Origin of the sequence: Robertmurraya dakarensis, assembly GCF_900156875.1 — a bacterium.
GTDB lineage: Bacteria > Bacillota > Bacilli > Bacillales > Cytobacillaceae > Robertmurraya > Robertmurraya dakarensis.
This window is the reverse complement of record NZ_LT707400.1, coordinates 1-1,101: the sequence shown is the minus strand read 5'-3', so window position 1 is coordinate 1,101 and position 1,101 is coordinate 1. Positions and strand designations below refer to the sequence as shown.

Here is a 1,101-nt window from a genome sequence, read left to right as displayed (position 1 = left end):
GCCCTTGTAATTGAGGGTTTACCACAGGCACTTTTCCTTCTAAGGATGCATGAGGCCGTAGAAAATTAAAATAGGCCACAAACAAAGTGACAAAGGATACAGATCCTTTTTCCGAACCAAATCCATGAGTCGAGCGATAGTTGCCTTTAAATGTTCGATTGAGCCTCTCTATAATCTGTTTTAAAGGTCTGTATTCCGTTGAGACTGGGTCTTCATTTGTAAGCCCAATCACTTGCTTCACATCAAAAGAAATATCATGCTGAGCGAAAAAGTGTTGTGCTAAAAGATAGATTGGGTTTCCATCCACTACAAAAGTAAGGTCTTTTGGAATCTCTTTCATCTTTACTAACACTTCATCTATCGCACGAATGGCTGACGCTGTATCTCGATTGGCAGACACCGGGTAAGATAGGATGATCTTTTTCACTGCGTCAAAAAAGAAAAACAAATAATGCCAGCGTCCATTCACTCGAATATAAGTTTCATCACCACAAAATTGATCTGAAAGATCATACGGATAGTGATCGACGTAAGGCTTAAGCAAGAGCGCAACACTATTTTCGTAGTTCAATATCGTCTGATGAGAAATCATAACTCCGTGAACATCCTGCATAATCGCGGCTGTTTTACGGGCCGAAAGGCCATAGTTTACATGATAGGTCAATATAAGTCCTAAGGTATGTGGGGATGCATAAATCCTAGATAAATCCACTCTCGGCAACTCTGGTGAATCTTTGGATAAAGGTTGAAATTCAATATGAAACTGACGAAAAATGTATCTCAGTTTAAATGCCTGAGGGTCCTTTCTAAACCTTTTCTTCTCTTTTGAAGACATTGCGTTTATTTTCTTTTGATAGTAAGAACAATCATTGTTTTTACATTTGTACACATCAAAGTCTTTACGTTCCTTGATTTTTTCTAGAGTCTTCGAACAATGAGGGCACTTCAAAATGGCCTCTTTGGAATAACGGCTTTTATCATTGAAAAGACAGGAACAGACTTTGCATAGATACTGTCCTTTATCTCCATTATTGGCATAAAGGTAATCTGATGGAGCACCACACTTTGGACAGTTCATAGATTTAGGGACTGAAATTTTTG

Annotated in this window: 1 protein-coding gene; it reads right to left on the bottom strand. The window is 38.4% G+C overall.

All coding sequences use genetic code 11. From position 1 onward, the window contains the following. A partial coding sequence (locus CZ487_RS00010) for a DDE-type integrase/transposase/recombinase (RefSeq protein WP_077210322.1) occupies window positions 1–1,101 on the bottom strand: 1,101 nt, incomplete at both ends.